Genomic DNA, 13,596 nt, shown 5'->3' on the forward strand with positions numbered 1-13,596 from the left:
TTTTATCGCAAAAAAAGGAAGCAACGCTAACATCGCTTCCTTTTGCATTTTCATTTATTCATTTTAGTTAACAACAGCCACTTCCGCCACTGCAGCAGCCACCGTTTTGTGCCACTTTTTCCTGAATTAATAATGTTACCAATTCTTCCTTTGACATCCCACTCCAATCAAGTAATTCATCGTTTGTCGGATACTCGCCTTTTTTCAAAACTGCGCCATCCACCACTGTAACTGGCAGTGCATCTGCTCCTTCCTTCAGAATCACATCATTTACTGCTGCATTATCAATGTAAGCCTGCGGTTCTTCGGAAAGATTATGCCGCTTAATCTCCTTTCCTGCTTTTTGCAGATTGCTGACCATGGTGGCCATCCGCAGCAATTCAGGATCAACACCCGGGCCGCAAACACCTGTTGAACAACACATTGCCGGATCAAATATTTCGATTTTCTTCATTTTAACTGCCTTCTTTCTGTTCATACTTTTTTTCCAAAAGCATTTTTGTCACACATGCGCAGGGAATGTTTTCCGCTATATACGCATTAAAATTGTCCAAATCTTCCTGTAATTGCTTTTCTTCGGTCAATCGGTCAAACACTTCCATAATAAAAGGATTCGCCTTTACAAAATCCTCGTTTATTTTATAATAAGCAAATTTATTTTCGCGCCAGGTATCCAGTAACCCCAACTGGTTCATATTTCGCAGATGTCTGGAAAGATTCGATTGGTTTAATTCCAACAGATACTCTATTTCGCACACGCACAAAGGCTTTTGATTCAAAAGGTTTAAGATTCTCAGACGATTGACGTCAGATAAAGTTTTTAATATATTTATGATCATGATTTTCTCCATTCCAACACACATGAATTTATACTCATATTATTATAAACTATTTTCATATGTTTGTCATCAAAATGGTGTCCATCTTATTTTTGCCATGGAATAACGACATAATTTCCTTTGGTTTCTTCTGCAATGCGGTTAATCCATTTTTCTTCATTTGCTGCACGTGCTTTTAAAAATGGATCATTCGTATCCGCAGCCAATAAACTGGCGTTGATGACCCACCACTTATTGTCAATATCGGCTCGGTTCAGGTCTTCTTCCAAACGGTAGGCTTCGAAATAAGGTGTTGCTTCTGGAAGAGCAACAATCACTACTTCGGTTTCGTTTTTATTTTTCAATCGTGGCAACAGTTTCATCACTGACTCAGGAATCTCCGCATTCGAGCGCTCCATTTCCTTGTGGTAGCTTTCTGTTGAGTTGAGCAATAATAAGGTGTGTCCGGTAGGTGCCGTATCAATAACGACGACTTTTTCCTCTGCTTTTTCAACAATATCCGCAAAAGCCCGGAATACAGCAATTTCCTGAGTACATGGAGAGCGCAGATCTTCTTTGATATAGTCTAAATCTTCTTTGCTCACACCGCCTGCAATGGCTTTACTGATTACTTCATCTTTATATTTCTGTAATTCTTCGGCTTCGTCAATATTGCTGACTTCCACATTTCGGTTGGCAATGGCCTGTGCACTGATATTTCCTGCCGGATCAGTAGTGGTCAAATGTACTTTTTCGCCAAACTTTGCTAATCCCAGAGCAATGGCCGCTGCGATTGTTGTTTTGCCGACACCACCTTTTCCCATTGTAAAAATAACTTTTTTCTTGCTTTTGTGCAGATCGTTGATTAATGTGGTTAATCCGGGAAACTCAAAATTGTTATTAAAATCATCCAATTCTGACAGATCATCGCTTATCAACATTCTCCGGATATTGTCAATACCGCTGACATTATAGGAGCGGAGTGGCAGCACAAAGACCGGCATTGCTTTTAAAGATTCAGGAATTCCTGCCATAGCCTTTTGCTGCTTTTCAAAAAAGCTTTCTGAAACTGGATCGCTGTTATTTACTCTTTCCAAAACACCATTAATGATAAGCTCCTGATTATTTACACCAATATCGGATAATTCTTTTGATGCCCTGGCGGCTTCGTCAAGCGGTGCTTTTTCAGGTCTAGAAACCAAGATTAAAGTCGTCATATCTTTATCGGACAGAGTTTTAACCGCATGGGCATACATTTCTTTTTTGTCTCCCAAACCAGAAAGCTGTCCTAAACAGGAAGCCCCATGAGTGCTTTCGTCAATAAATGAATCCCAAGCAGATGGCAATTGAAGCATCCGCAATGTATGACCCGTTGGTGCCGTATCAAAAATAATATAATCATACTGATTATTGATTTTATCGTCAGTAATAAAATGCGCAAATTCATTAAATGACGCAATTTCTACTGTACAGGAGCCAGATAATTGTTCTTCCATATTCGCAATAATGGATTCCGGCATTTTCCCTCGATAAGGGCCAACCACAGACTCGCGATATTCTGCTGCCGCTTCTTCTGGATTAAGATTCGCAACCACTAAATTTGGTACTTGTTTGATGGAAACGCCTTTGTTATCCAGCTCTGTTTCAAAAACATCCTGTAAGTTTGAAGCAGGGTCTGTACTGATCAAAAATACTTTTTTCCCTTTATCTGCAAGGGATACTGCTGTCGCGCAAGCTGTTGATGTTTTTCCAACACCACCTTTTCCTGTGTAAAATAAATATTTGGTCAGACCGGCATTTTCCGGATTAAAAACTTCATACATATTAACGCCTCATTTCTGTTATTATTTACATGATCCAAAAATCATATGTTTTTATAATCATATGATAATACACTCATATGATTTTGTCAACGATTTTTTGAATTTTTTTTAGATGCTTTTATAAAAGCTTTAAAAAGCTTTTGTGCATGAACATTATCAGAATAAAGCAGTTCTGGATGCCATTGCACCGCTAATCCGAAATCTAATGTTTTAATCTGAACTGCTTCAATCAGTCCATCATTACTCCTAGCCACAACTTCCAGATGGTTCCCAAGTTTTTTAATCCCCTGATGATGAAAACTATTTACATCTATATGTTCTTCTTTTGTAATAGCGTATAATAGTGAAGCCGCTTTGATCGTAATACTATGAACCGGTACATTCACTGCTGCTTTTTGTTCATGTTGTAATGGCATTTTCCTTTTGTTTTGAATGTTTACATCTTGAAAGAGCGTGCCGCCTAATACAACATTAATGAGCTGCAATCCACGACAAATACCAAGCACTGGCCTATTCACTTTGAGAATTTCTTTAAAAAGTTGTGTTTCCAGCTCATCCCTTATCGGCAGTATCTCATTAGAACAATGACACATATCCTGATGATATAATTCCGGGCTGACATCCTGTCCGCCGGTAAAGAGAAAACCATCTAGTTTTTGCACTATTTTTTTTAAATCCTTTTTACGTCTGGCAAAGGGTAAAAGAAAGGGTATACCGCCCGCGTCCATGATTGCATCCATATATTCCGGAAAAATTCTAATTTTGTGTTCTGCAACCTGATATTGTGGTAAAACACCAATTAATGGTTTTTTATTCATCCAATCCCTCTCTACTTTCACGCAACTCACACTGCGGCAAAATCAAATCCAATTCACAAGTTTAACAGCACGTTCCGCAGCTACAACCTACCCCAGATTCTTCACGGAAAACTTTAAGAATATCAAGTAATTCTTCTGAGTTGAGCTGTAGCCATTCACCAATTTCCGCATTGTTTGGAAAAGTACCCATTCGTTTTACTTCGCCATTGATTAACGTTATTGGCAAAAGTCCTTCACCTTCCATTATGAGTGCTTGTCCGATAATTGGGTGATCTAAAAATTCCTCTTCATCGGTAGCAAAATTAAAAATTGAAATAGAATAATCTCTCTCGATTAAGGCATCTAACAATGGGGTGATCTTCCGCAATTGTTCTTTTTGCTCATTTGTCATACGAGCCGGTTCATAAATTTCAAATTTTGTTTCATCTTTCATTTTTTATTCCCTCACATGATTTTAAATTCATATGTGTTTATAATCATATAATATATCCGACTTCCCTTTTTGTCAATACAATGATTGACTTTTTCATAAAAAAATAATATTATAGCTATATAATTAAATATTTATTTAAGGAGATTGTTATGGTTGCTTATCTTGACAATGCCGCTACTTCTTTTCCAAAACCATCAAATGTGATTGAGTCAATGACGGCATTTATGGCTCAAAACGGAGCAACTTCCGGACGTGGCGCGTATCAGAAAGCTTTATTGTCCGATCAGTTAGTCTTTCAAGCCCGTTCTAAAACAGCACGCTTCTTTAATCATCCCGATCCAAAGACCGTTGTATTTACTAAAAATGTAACAGAAGCCGTCAACATTGCTTTGAAGGGATTTTTAAAGTCCGGGGATCAAGTTGTCACAAGCGCAGTGGAACACAATGCGGTTTGGCGCTGTCTTAAAATGCTTGAAAAAAATAAGGGTGTTTGTATAAACGTGGTACCCGCAGATAAGAATGGACAAACATCCCCTGAATCTGTTGAGCGCGCTCTAACCTTTAAGACAAAACTGATTGTTTTTAACCACGCATCAAATGTACTTGGAACAGTTCAGCCGATTCAGGCCATTGGTGAAATGGCAAATCTACGGCACATTCCCTTAATGGTCGATACCGCGCAGACTGCCGGACATTTTCCCATAGATATGCAAGATTCTCATATTGATATTCTCGCTTTTACCGGACATAAGGGTTTAATGGGGCCGATGGGGATTGGCGGCCTGGTTCTTTCTCCAAACTTAGATATTGAACCGCTAATCTCTGGCGGCACCGGGGGCGATTCCGCTTATCCCTATCAACCGGATTACTATCCGAATCATCTGGAAGCCGGTACACTTAATGTTCCCGGAATCATTGGCCTAAGTTCAGGAATTGACTTTATTAATGAAACGGGACTTGAAGGCATCCATTCAAAAATTAAAATGCTTTATAATTATGCAGTACATCAGCTTGATACAATACCAGGTATTGAACTTTATGGCCCACTTGATGCGCAAAAAACGGTCGGAGTTATTCCTTTTAACCTTAAGGGGTGTCCTCCTGAAGAAATTGCTTTTTATTTAGACCAGAAACACCATGTTATGATCCGGGCCGGTCTGCATTGTGCGCCTTCCGCCCATCAGTTAATGGGTACCCTTGAACGTGGGGCTTGCCGCATTGGATTGGGCTATTATAATTCAAAAATGGATGTTGATCAGCTGGTTAATGGCCTGCGTGGCTATTTGAGAAACAAGGGAGCAGTATTATGTATTTAGACCATATTGCGATTGTTTTTATGGAACCCTGTACAACGGGGCATGGAAGAATTAAAATCCGCGCTCAATTAGCGCGCAATATTGATGACTTACTGCCCTATCTCAACGCAGTTATTAAAACGGCAAATTACAACCCAAAGGCGCCGTCTTTCAGCTATAAAACAGGAAATCATATCATCACTGTTCAGGGCGATACTCTTTCTGCCACTCAAATGGAGAATGAAAGTGACGCTTACGAATTTCTTGAGCAATTTCAAATAATAGTTAATGACACCGCAGATAATAAAGCGCATATTACCCCTCTAAATAAGCAACGTGAACGGCTGAAGCCGTTTGAGTTGTATCGCTATCTTCCCAAAACAAACTGTAAGTCATGTGGCGAAGCAACCTGCATGGCTTTTGCCACAAAGCTTGTAGACGGCAGCCAAAAACTAGATCGCTGCACTCTTTTAAAAGAACAAGAAAATTCCCTGAATTATCAACATCTTGCGTTCATCTTAAAAGAATCCGGTTATGATCTTCACTAAATACACAAAAGAGACAGGAGGCACTGCTTATTCCTGTCTCTTTGTCAAATAAAGCCCTTCATTCAGTTTGAGCTTTTTCAAACGCATCCGTAAAAACAGAAAGCATACTATAGAAATATGCTACTAACTGACAATTCGCATTGAAATTAGGGGATTGTAATAATTCTTTTACTTCTTCTGGAGTGTAAAATCCACCATGAATTTCTTCATGCTCATTCATAAATGCATCTGATATTTCTCCTGTAACTTCAGCAACAACAAAAGTCATTCGAAGGTCAGTCATTGATGCTGCTGCAAAAGTTGATGGTAAAACTGTTACAATGTTGGACACTTCAAGTCCAGTCTCCTCATATATTTCACGATGAACACAGTCTTCAATGTTTTCTCCCGGCTCAATGCGACCAGCAACTAAATTATACACATAGTCATTGACTGCCATACGAAACTCACGTAACAACAACAATTTTCCTTTATAAAGGGCAATAATGGCTACTCCATTGTTTGTTTTTCCAATATCATCCGGATTTACTAGTTCGTTAAAACTGATCATTTCATATTCTTTTTGTCGTCCATTTGTATTGAGAAATGTAAGCTTAAAATTTTTGATAAAGTGACCATCTTTAATTTTTTCCATATTAATCAGATGTAATTTACGGTTCCCCATTTTTCCTCCATAAACATTTATTTTGTCCATATACATTCCACTCCGAAAAAAAACTTCTAAAGGGTATCAAATATTTTACATATTTCTGCTGCTACTTGATCCACATATTGTAGCTGTTCTGGCGTTAAATCCTTGGTAGAAATGGTTTGATGATCCAGAGCTATTTCTTCTCCGAGTATGGCTTCTACATCAACGATTCCTGCAACTGCATTACTGTATTTCTCGATGGCCCGTTTCGCACAGCATTTACTGCATCCATCCACTGAAATTGTTGGGTGATTCTGAGCAAAAGCCCGCTCTTGGTCACCGCCTGCAATGAAAAGGGGCAGACATAAAGTGCTCACTGCTCCTGGTCTCAAAGTTTCCATCATCTTTCGAACAGCCAGACGGGAAATCGTTCCGCCTAAGCATTCTTCGCCACTGCATGCAATAATTCCAATATTCTGTTCACCCATTTGATTATTCCCCCTTCTTCATGGCTTTTACTTCATCAGCCATTACCGCTGCCAATTCATCCGCAAATTTCCATCCATCCTCAGACAGATAAGTGCCCGTACCATGTTCTTCCCCCCGGTGCGCTTTCATAAAGTCAATGACACGATGTTTACCGCAGATCGCTCCACCGGCGGCTTCCACACTCTTTTGGGCACAGCATTTCGCGCAGCCGTCAATGGTGATGCACGGCTGGCCTTCAATTTTCGATACTATTTCTTCATCGCCGGTCACGATGTGTGCTAAGCACAGACGTTCTGTGTCTTCCGGCAATAATTCTCCTGTCACTTTTAGTGCTGATTCACGGGCAATCAGTCCCAGCACCTTTCCAATACCACTACATGGAATGATTTTTACCTTACTCATTGATTTCCTCTACTTTCTTCTTCATAATTTCAAAATATTCCTCATAAGATATGAGCATTTCTATATCTTCATCCCAATCTGTGAGTTTTATCTCAGCAATCCATCCCTTTTCATAAGGACTTTCATTCACGCGTTCAGGTTCTTCTTCCAAAACGTCATTGATGGCTGTAACAATGCCGCTTACCGGCGAAACCAGTTCAAAAATTGATTTTCCGGATTCCACAGATCCTACATCATCAAACTGCTCGATTTCGCGTCCAATCTCCGGGAAATCGACAAATAGAATATCGGATAAATTTTGCTGCACAAAATCCGTAACACCCACATGTGCAAAGCCGTTTTCAATAAAAACCCAACAATCATTCTCATTAAAATAATAGGCTTCCTTTGGTACTTTAAAAACAAATTTTCCCTTGCTGAAAGAAGCATAGTCAACGGCCTGGGGCATTACGAAAACAGATTGTTCTCCTTCCTCAGGTTTTGCTTGAAAATCTTCAGCGATTCCATTGATAAAATCTTTGAGTTCTTCATCTATTTCAAGGTAATCCCCTAATGAAAGCCCGGCATCCTTGGCTTTTTCACTCACATTAATCCGTTCTGTTACTTTTAAATTGTTCTCAGATGCCAATTTACTTGCACATCTCGTATTGCAGCCATCAATGACTAATAGGGGCTTTTCTTCTAAAATTTTGTTATAACGTTTTTGAGCGGCATGGTAAAGCACGGGACAAATCAGTTCATTATTTCCTTCTTCCAAAATTTCCAAAGCGACCTCACGTGTCAAGGAACCGGCAAATTTATCCAATCCATTGCAAGGCAGAATACAAAAATCTTTTTCCATATTATTTTCCTTCTTTACGTATAGCTTTGATTAACTTGGTTGTTGCTGGCTTATCTGGAAATGAAATGGCATCAAGACCGCATGTTTTTCCACACGCCCGACAAAAGACCACACAATTATCAGGATTCTTAACCACTAGTTTATGCACACCATTTTCCTGCTTTTCAAAAACTTGGTGAGGACAAAAATCAAAGCAATCCATACAATCGTTACATTTGCTGTAATCTATCCGCGGAGACCAGTCAATCCGCTTTCGTTCTACTCCCATAAAAGTAGTATCACTCATATCTATACCTCCAATCCCATATCTTCGAGTGCTTTTTCAACTTTTTCAAAGGCCTGTTCATTTGTCATATCACGTATATCTAACATAACAGCGTCTTTTTCAATGTCGAGTCCAGCATCTTTAAAAGCATCTTTAAACATTTTTCGCTGCATATTCGGCGCACAAGCACCAATCACAACTTTTCGTCCTGTCTTTAGAAAATCTGCAAAAAAACGGTCTCCATCTTCCTCGCACATTTGAGGGTGAATAATAGCATATTCTACTGGAAGCTCTACCCTTACTTGATTAATAAAATCCCATATATCCATTGCTTGAAATCCTGGGCATTTCCCCGTACAGACACACATTAAAAATCCTGGCAAATTATCATTCATATTAGCACCTCTTTATATAATTATTTAATTATATTTTTATACTATTCTCTTTTTGAATAAAAGTCAAGTATCTTTTAATATGTTTATCCATAATATCTTAATGAAGCCTCCTTTAACAACATCCTTTCTTTACGTTTTTCTGATCTTTTCCAGAAAAGAAACGCTTAAGATTATCTGGTAACTGGTAATTTTTTTCTTTTTGATTAATATGTCCAAAGACCACTTCTAAAATACCTTCCACAATCATCGCAACCGGAGGTTCTTCATATTCTTCTCCCTGATAAATAAAAATACGGCAATCAACAGTTTCTCCACAGAGATCGCCACAATCTTGACACCTGTTCTCCTTCACTTCATCACAAATGTCGATACCGTTCACTCGGATCGTCGGGGAACTAATGAAATGATATTGTTCAGCCAGCTCTTTTGTTGTCACATTAATCTTGTGAATTTCGACATGAAAATCGAGTAGCTTGAAAATATCTAATAACAACGTTACAGCCAGATCAAACGATGCACCTGTTGCTTTACAGCGCTCACAAGTGTTTAAATCCAAATAAAGGAAATCTAAAATAACTTCCCTCCGTTTTTCATAATTACAACGCAGCTCCGAATCTGTAGTCCTTTTCATTTTTTTGTCAAAACAATTTTCAGACATGTTAATCCCTTTCTATTTAATAACTTTTTAATTATATTTTTATAATATTATAATATTATTTTTTTACACCGTCAAGATATTTTTACTTGTCATTCCATACGTCTTCCTATATAATCATTATATAACATATCAATTATATCATTATAGAAAAGGAGTTATTATGGATAGCGAATCTTTATCCGTCAAAATATTGAAAGCGATGGGCCATCCCATTCGTTTAAAAATCGTTAAGTTCTTATTGGATAAACCACACTGCGTGTGCGAACTCAAAGAAAACTTAGATTTTAGCCAGCCAAATTTATCTCAGCATTTAAAAATTTTAAAAGAAGCAGGTATTATTGCCAGTGAAAAAGTTGGAGTACAAACACACTATCACGTATGTTTAAAAAATACAGAAGCGCTCATTGCAGCAGCTGAAGCAATGAGCCAAGAATATTTAAATCAATTTAAGTAAAAAGTGCCATATTCCAAATTAATTCTACAGAAAAAGAGGGGACAATTTTTATGAAAATCGTCCCCTCTTTATTACTCTACTGGATCATGTGATAAAAGAAACAGCGTCAAAATTTCCTCTGCGAATTTCCCTTTTTCCGCCGGACACCGCTCTAACAGTTCCAATAATGCTGCATATTTTGTCCCCATATACTCTTTAGGGCCATAGAGAATAGCATCAGCTGACATTTTTAAAACGTTGCTAAAGCGATTCAGGCTTTTAAGTGAAAAGCCTTTTGTTCCAAGTTCAATATCGGCAAGGAACGTGGGTGTAATTCCAATCTTTCTTGCCAGTTCATCCCGGGACATATTCAGAAACGTTCTTTGCTTGCGGATACGCAGGCCAATAGCCTTGTGATCGAGCTCTTCCATTAAAATTCCTCCCTCGTCTATATAAATAGATTATTTTTTACAATGTTCAGTTTGCGGATTTTCAGGGGAGAGTAAGCTCTCCCCGTCATCCTCCGTAAACTTCCCAAACAAAAAAGCTATGCAAGGTTTATAATAATTACCCATACACAGCTTCAAAAAATAATCCGAATATTTCTATCCTGATTTGAAAATGCTTTACATTGTGCCGGTTTGCCTTTTACATAATAAAAACCTTGTCTTACTGATTGCTATCATGTAAAATAGTATGCAAGCGGTACGTGGCTGACGCCCGTTGTGTAGGGTGGTGTATTCACCTAAAGCAAGCCGATGAGGTGTGACCGCACCAAGTCGGATGCCGCTTTTTTATTTGTTCGTTTACGCTTTCATTCTATATTCAAATTTCCACATTTTCAAACTTCATTTATCCTGAAATCTTCAAACTGGAAAATCAAATATATCTTCCCTTATCCTTTTGATTTTCTCTTTATCGGATAAAAGTTCAAGAATTAGAAAACATAGCAGACGTGACAGGAGCGAATGAACCAAAAGTTATCCATAGTCCGTCCGTCCTTTCGGAAAATAAAAACTGCGCGTGGCAACTACCCACACACAGTTAAGAAAGTTCAAGAAAAAACTCAACAATATCACAAAATCAACTATGGCTATTGAATAAAGATGAAAAATAGCATATAATTAACTTTGCGGTACTCCTCGGAGGTGTGGTGCCCAAACACCGCATGCCGCATTGTGGTTGCGTCACAATGCGGATGCCGCAATTTTTATTTTTATAGTCTTTATTATAGTTTATATTGAAATAATATGCAATTCTTATTTGTATTTTTAGGGAAATAGTTTCTCTCGTATTCCATTTTTTCTTTCAGCGTTTCTCCCATTTCTCTTTAGGTACAAAAAATAAAATCTTTTAGGATAGATATTTATTTTCAGTTTTCACAATTATTTAAACGGATAGATTTAATCGGTCATTTTTCCTATTTTCTAACGGGAAAGACAAATTTTTTCTTGGTATCTATCAGGGCAGAGATAGCCTAATTCCATAAAAACCATCTCATCCCTAGAAATCAGGTTCACTTTGAGGTACAACACGTACATGCTTCATCCGTCTATCCCTGTCCAGACATACCGATCAACGATCAGGAAGCATACAGCACAGCCAGGAAGTCCCCCGAGCCGCTTTTCTTTTACATGGGTCTGCGCTCTCCACTCCATTGACGACGGCCAACTGCAAGTGAAACAATCGACCGCCGGGCTGACTTTCTGCATTTGCTCAGCCACACATATTTGTTGTTTTGATATTGGGGATCAACAAAAGCTTAAAAACCCCGGCTATCCTGATTTTTTGCGCAAAAATAAAAGGGAACGCGAAAGACTTTTCTTCCGGTTCCCTGTTTTTGACCGATTTTCATCCGCCAAACTCCATAATCTTTTTCAGTTTCAATAAGCGGGCACGCCGTACCCCAGAATCATGTAGCCCCCAAGCGGGTAGCTCCTCCTTGCGCAGCTGTCCGTGGTGTTCCCCTCAATGGTATTCACCGTTCCGTCCGTCACATTCTCAACAAAACCGACGTGATCCGCGCTGCCGTCGCCACTCCATGTGAAGAAAATAATATCCCCGGCCTTTGGGGTATAACTCCCGTCCTGCCACTGGCCCTTTGACTGGAAATAATTTACGCCGTCCGATACCAGTGCAAACTTGGGGATTACCCCCGCGTCGATATAACCGCACTGATCCGCGCACCATGAAACAAAGCAGGCGCACCATTCCACCCGCCCGGAAAAGCCGTACCAGCTCCAATAGGGCTGTCCTCCGACATTCCCGATTTGGTTGGCCGCCACGTTGACAATATTGCTGTTGCCTGCCCCTGTCGGGATACGCCCAAAGGGGTAATACCTTAAGACATTCGGCACATAGCTCACATCGCCGTAGCTGCCGCCGTGCAGATTGGCGAACTCCTGCGCGTTGGCCTGCGTATAACCGCCATAATTTTCCAAAGCCCAGTCAATATACCCGGCCCCGAAATTGTATCCCTGTAATCCGAGTTTGATATGTTCTAAATCCATGGGACTGGTAACCCCCGCGGCATGTAAACAGTCGGCCAGATACCGGATGCCAATATTGATCGAATACTCCGGATCGGTGATGCCGCCGGGATACTGGTCATTATAGCCGCACGCTGAACACTGCATGGGATCGCCCCCGCGACCGCCGGATTCCTGCATCATGACCGCTTTGATCAGTTCAACATATTCCTGTATCCCGTGTTCCCGGGCATACTTTGCGATCAGCAGTTCATAGGCCTGCACTTCTGCCGAAACAGGTTCAACCGCATTGGCATTACCCGCTCCCACCAGACACAAAGCCCCGCCAAAAAGCACAATGATGACAAGGATCAGCACGGCCACCCATCCCCCCGCCGCAAGGGCACTGGCAAGGGCTTTTCCCGCCGTCGCTGCGGCTTTGGCAGCTGCGGCAGCAGCCTTGGCGGCGAGCTTCCCGGTGGTGATGGCTGCTTTCGTCGCGGCCTGAGAAGCCTTAACGGCCACCTTGGCGGATGTCTGACTGGTCTTAGCTGCTGCCTTTGCAGCGGCCTGTGATGCTTTTGCAGCGGCCCTACTGCTTTCTCTGGCCGTCTTTGCCGTGGCCCGCCCGGACTTGATGGCGCGTTTCGATGCCTTCGCTGTCCGGATGCTGTTTTTTCCTAGTTTACGGGCTTCACTGGCTGTTTTAATGCGCAGCCTGCCTGTCTGGTCACTGGTTTTTATGGTGCGTTTGGGGGCCTTTTCAAGCCCTGTCCTGGCCGCCCGCCTGCTCTTGGCTGCGGAGTAAATGGACTGCCGGATATTCTTTTCTTTTTCCGGAAGGGCCTTGATCGACGGCTCGGTACTGCCTTTGGCTTTCACCATGCCGTCTGCGCGCTCCCGGGTTTTAATGCGCACCTCATCCCCGATATTCCGGACACCCTGTTCCGCTTCGGCGCGGGCATTTTCCGCGGATTCAGCCATACGGTCTGCCCGGTGGGCCTGAACCCTCTGAACAGCACGGCGGCTCTGATCCTGAACTTGACGGGCTGCTCCATGGGCCGCACGATCCGCGTAATCGGATGTTCGGTTGATGGCATAATCATTTGCGGATGTTTCCTGCGGCGACGGACTGCGCTCAGCGGCATCCTTTGTCCGGATGGTCGCTTCCCGTATCCGCTCGGCAGCTGTTCCGGCCTTGTCGAGTACCCGTATATCCTTTTTTACCTCCCGGGTCTTGATTGCTTTTCCGATGCTTAACACCTCCCTTCATCGAAAA

General features: G+C 41.0%; 17 protein-coding genes. 3 read left to right on the forward strand and 14 right to left on the reverse strand.

Features of this window, described 5'->3' with window-relative positions:
• Nucleotides 1-67: 67 nt before the first annotated feature.
• The 5 genes from arsD to BUC22_RS14745 form a co-directional block, all read right to left on the reverse strand.
• Nucleotides 68-454, reverse strand: coding sequence for an arsenite efflux transporter metallochaperone ArsD (gene arsD, locus BUC22_RS14725; protein WP_013378595.1), 387 nt, complete (start codon nucleotides 452-454; stop codon nucleotides 68-70).
• 1 nt (nucleotide 455) lies between these two features.
• Nucleotides 456-839 carry an ArsR/SmtB family transcription factor gene (locus tag BUC22_RS14730; RefSeq protein WP_158308574.1) on the reverse strand — a complete coding sequence of 128 codons (384 nt, stop codon included), beginning with the start codon at nucleotides 837-839 and terminating at the stop codon, nucleotides 456-458.
• Between the two features lie 86 nt (nucleotides 840-925).
• Nucleotides 926-2,641 (reverse strand): arsenical pump-driving ATPase, encoded by a 1,716-nt coding sequence (arsA, locus tag BUC22_RS14735; protein ID WP_013378593.1) that lies wholly within the window; start codon nucleotides 2,639-2,641, stop codon nucleotides 926-928.
• 86 nt (nucleotides 2,642-2,727) lie between these two features.
• On the reverse strand, nucleotides 2,728-3,459 hold the full coding sequence (locus BUC22_RS14740; RefSeq protein WP_013378592.1) for a gamma-glutamyl-gamma-aminobutyrate hydrolase family protein: 732 nt from the start codon (nucleotides 3,457-3,459) through the stop codon (nucleotides 2,728-2,730).
• Between the two features lie 61 nt (nucleotides 3,460-3,520).
• Nucleotides 3,521-3,892 carry an arsenic metallochaperone ArsD family protein gene (locus tag BUC22_RS14745; RefSeq protein ID WP_013378591.1) on the reverse strand — a complete coding sequence of 124 codons (372 nt, stop codon included), beginning with the start codon at nucleotides 3,890-3,892 and terminating at the stop codon, nucleotides 3,521-3,523.
• 149 nt (nucleotides 3,893-4,041) lie between these two features.
• On the opposite strand from BUC22_RS14745, the gene BUC22_RS14750 reads away from it, so the two are divergent.
• Together BUC22_RS14750 and BUC22_RS14755 are read left to right on the forward strand one after the other, a co-directional pair.
• Nucleotides 4,042-5,208 (forward strand): cysteine desulfurase, encoded by a 1,167-nt coding sequence (locus BUC22_RS14750; RefSeq protein WP_013378590.1) that lies wholly within the window; start codon nucleotides 4,042-4,044, stop codon nucleotides 5,206-5,208.
• Nucleotides 5,199-5,735: a (Fe-S)-binding protein gene (locus BUC22_RS14755; RefSeq protein ID WP_013378589.1), complete on the forward strand. Its 537-nt coding sequence runs from the start codon at nucleotides 5,199-5,201 to the stop codon at nucleotides 5,733-5,735. The genes BUC22_RS14750 and BUC22_RS14755 overlap by 10 nt, the downstream gene beginning before the upstream one ends.
• Before the next feature lie 58 nt (nucleotides 5,736-5,793).
• Here BUC22_RS14755 and BUC22_RS14760 read toward each other — a convergent pair whose 3' ends face one another.
• The 7 genes from BUC22_RS14760 to BUC22_RS14790 all read right to left on the reverse strand — a co-directional run bounded on the left by BUC22_RS14760 (nucleotide 5,794) and on the right by BUC22_RS14790 (nucleotide 9,416).
• Nucleotides 5,794-6,429, reverse strand: coding sequence for an NUDIX hydrolase (locus BUC22_RS14760; RefSeq protein ID WP_050814032.1), 636 nt, complete (start codon nucleotides 6,427-6,429; stop codon nucleotides 5,794-5,796).
• A 26-nt stretch (nucleotides 6,430-6,455) separates the two neighbouring features.
• Entirely contained in the window at nucleotides 6,456-6,854 is a 399-nt protein-coding gene (locus BUC22_RS14765; protein WP_013378587.1) for a putative zinc-binding protein, read from the reverse strand.
• Between the two features lie 4 nt (nucleotides 6,855-6,858).
• Nucleotides 6,859-7,257: a putative zinc-binding protein gene (locus BUC22_RS14770; protein WP_013378586.1), complete on the reverse strand. Its 399-nt coding sequence runs from the start codon at nucleotides 7,255-7,257 to the stop codon at nucleotides 6,859-6,861.
• Entirely contained in the window at nucleotides 7,250-8,098 is an 849-nt protein-coding gene (gene gcvH / locus BUC22_RS14775) for a glycine cleavage system protein GcvH (protein WP_013378585.1), read from the reverse strand. Before gcvH ends, BUC22_RS14770 begins: the two co-directional genes overlap by 8 nt.
• A gap of 1 nt (nucleotide 8,099) precedes the next feature.
• Nucleotides 8,100-8,384: a 4Fe-4S dicluster domain-containing protein gene (locus BUC22_RS14780; RefSeq protein WP_013378584.1), complete on the reverse strand. Its 285-nt coding sequence runs from the start codon at nucleotides 8,382-8,384 to the stop codon at nucleotides 8,100-8,102.
• Nucleotides 8,385-8,386: 2 nt separating this feature from the next.
• On the reverse strand, nucleotides 8,387-8,758 hold the full coding sequence (locus BUC22_RS14785) for a hypothetical protein (RefSeq protein WP_013378583.1): 372 nt from the start codon (nucleotides 8,756-8,758) through the stop codon (nucleotides 8,387-8,389).
• A gap of 112 nt (nucleotides 8,759-8,870) precedes the next feature.
• Nucleotides 8,871-9,416, reverse strand: coding sequence for a DUF2703 domain-containing protein (locus BUC22_RS14790; protein WP_013378582.1), 546 nt, complete (start codon nucleotides 9,414-9,416; stop codon nucleotides 8,871-8,873).
• Nucleotides 9,417-9,576: 160 nt separating this feature from the next.
• On the opposite strand from BUC22_RS14790, the gene BUC22_RS14795 reads away from it, so the two are divergent.
• Nucleotides 9,577-9,870 carry an ArsR/SmtB family transcription factor gene (locus BUC22_RS14795; RefSeq protein WP_013378581.1) on the forward strand — a complete coding sequence of 98 codons (294 nt, stop codon included), beginning with the start codon at nucleotides 9,577-9,579 and terminating at the stop codon, nucleotides 9,868-9,870.
• A gap of 71 nt (nucleotides 9,871-9,941) precedes the next feature.
• Here BUC22_RS14795 and BUC22_RS14800 read toward each other — a convergent pair whose 3' ends face one another.
• Together BUC22_RS14800 and BUC22_RS14805 are read right to left on the reverse strand one after the other, a co-directional pair.
• Nucleotides 9,942-10,280 (reverse strand): helix-turn-helix domain-containing protein, encoded by a 339-nt coding sequence (locus BUC22_RS14800; protein ID WP_013378580.1) that lies wholly within the window; start codon nucleotides 10,278-10,280, stop codon nucleotides 9,942-9,944.
• Between the two features lie 1,452 nt (nucleotides 10,281-11,732).
• Nucleotides 11,733-13,580, reverse strand: a complete 1,848-nt coding sequence (locus tag BUC22_RS14805; RefSeq protein WP_242946565.1) for a lysozyme family protein — start codon at nucleotides 13,578-13,580, stop codon at nucleotides 11,733-11,735.
• Nucleotides 13,581-13,596: the final 16 nt, after the last annotated feature.

Origin of the sequence: Eubacterium callanderi (genome assembly GCF_900142645.1) — a bacterium.
Classification (GTDB): Bacteria; Bacillota; Clostridia; order Eubacteriales; family Eubacteriaceae; genus Eubacterium; species Eubacterium callanderi.

Coding starts and splice junctions, on each gene's coding strand:
- arsD (WP_013378595.1), bottom strand. CDS start 454: ATGAAGAAAATCGAAATATTTGATCCGGCAATGTGTTGTTCAACAGGT.
- BUC22_RS14730 (WP_158308574.1), bottom strand. CDS start 839: ATGATCATAAATATATTAAAAACTTTATCTGACGTCAATCGTCTGAGA.
- arsA (WP_013378593.1), bottom strand. CDS start 2,641: ATGTATGAAGTTTTTAATCCGGAAAATGCCGGTCTGACCAAATATTTA.
- BUC22_RS14740 (WP_013378592.1), bottom strand. CDS start 3,459: ATGAATAAAAAACCATTAATTGGTGTTTTACCACAATATCAGGTTGCA.
- BUC22_RS14745 (WP_013378591.1), bottom strand. CDS start 3,892: ATGAAAGATGAAACAAAATTTGAAATTTATGAACCGGCTCGTATGACA.
- BUC22_RS14750 (WP_013378590.1), top strand. CDS start 4,042: ATGGTTGCTTATCTTGACAATGCCGCTACTTCTTTTCCAAAACCATCA.
- BUC22_RS14755 (WP_013378589.1), top strand. CDS start 5,199: ATGTATTTAGACCATATTGCGATTGTTTTTATGGAACCCTGTACAACG.
- BUC22_RS14760 (WP_050814032.1), bottom strand. CDS start 6,429: ATGGACAAAATAAATGTTTATGGAGGAAAAATGGGGAACCGTAAATTA.
- BUC22_RS14765 (WP_013378587.1), bottom strand. CDS start 6,854: ATGGGTGAACAGAATATTGGAATTATTGCATGCAGTGGCGAAGAATGC.
- BUC22_RS14770 (WP_013378586.1), bottom strand. CDS start 7,257: ATGAGTAAGGTAAAAATCATTCCATGTAGTGGTATTGGAAAGGTGCTG.
- gcvH (WP_013378585.1), bottom strand. CDS start 8,098: ATGGAAAAAGATTTTTGTATTCTGCCTTGCAATGGATTGGATAAATTT.
- BUC22_RS14780 (WP_013378584.1), bottom strand. CDS start 8,384: ATGAGTGATACTACTTTTATGGGAGTAGAACGAAAGCGGATTGACTGG.
- BUC22_RS14785 (WP_013378583.1), bottom strand. CDS start 8,758: ATGAATGATAATTTGCCAGGATTTTTAATGTGTGTCTGTACGGGGAAA.
- BUC22_RS14790 (WP_013378582.1), bottom strand. CDS start 9,416: ATGTCTGAAAATTGTTTTGACAAAAAAATGAAAAGGACTACAGATTCG.
- BUC22_RS14795 (WP_013378581.1), top strand. CDS start 9,577: ATGGATAGCGAATCTTTATCCGTCAAAATATTGAAAGCGATGGGCCAT.
- BUC22_RS14800 (WP_013378580.1), bottom strand. CDS start 10,280: ATGGAAGAGCTCGATCACAAGGCTATTGGCCTGCGTATCCGCAAGCAA.